Source organism: Dubosiella newyorkensis (assembly GCF_001945605.1).
In the GTDB taxonomy this organism is placed as follows: Bacteria; Bacillota_I; Bacilli_A; order Erysipelotrichales; family Erysipelotrichaceae; genus Dubosiella; species Dubosiella newyorkensis.
Window position 1 is genome coordinate 1 of sequence record NZ_MPKA01000122.1, and the last position, 650, is coordinate 650.

The window sequence follows — 650 nt, forward strand, 5'->3', positions numbered from 1 at the left end:
CCGTTCCATCCGATCCCGCTCTTTGGCCCGCTTTGCAGGCTCCAGTTTCTGCAGCTCTGTCTCGACATGGAAGATCTGTCCGATTCTTTCGAGCGCTCGATACGCTTCTGTTTCTTGGATGTTTTTTCCGCTGCTCGGAAGAGCCTCGAAAAACTTCCGGCGGACATGCGCCCAGCACAATGCTCGTTTTGTATTCTCGATCTGGCTGTAGCCTCCATATCCGTCGGTTACCAGAAATCCTTCAAAACCTTCCAGGAACGCTTTCGGATATCGGCTTCCTCTTCCGGGAGCGTATTGAAAGATCCGGATCGGCTTTCGAGAAACAGCCGCCGAGCTGTAGACCCACATCCACGATTTGGAAGTGTTCTTTCTCCCTTCTTCGCGGAGCACCTGGATCGGAGTCTCGTCGCAGTGGCACAGTTCTTCTTTCAGAAGATGTTCTCTCATCTTGAGAACGACAGGTTCAAGATAGAGTTCGGAGACCGCCAGGGTCCAGTTGGACATCGTTATCCGGCTTATGGAGAGACCCAGCCAGTTCAATTGCTTTTCCTGCCGTTTGTAGGGTACGCTTTTGACAAAACGCTCGTTGGCTACATGAGCGAGCGCTTCCGCGCTCGCAAAAGAATGCGGAATGACGGGAAGTGGATTTA

Annotated in this window: 1 protein-coding gene; it reads right to left on the reverse strand. The window is 52.3% G+C overall.

The genetic code is table 11. The annotated features are described in order from the left end of the window. Nucleotides 1-650, reverse strand: a 650-nt coding sequence (tnpC, locus tag BO225_RS11125; RefSeq protein WP_143356835.1) for an IS66 family transposase, incomplete at both ends; no start/stop codon positions are given.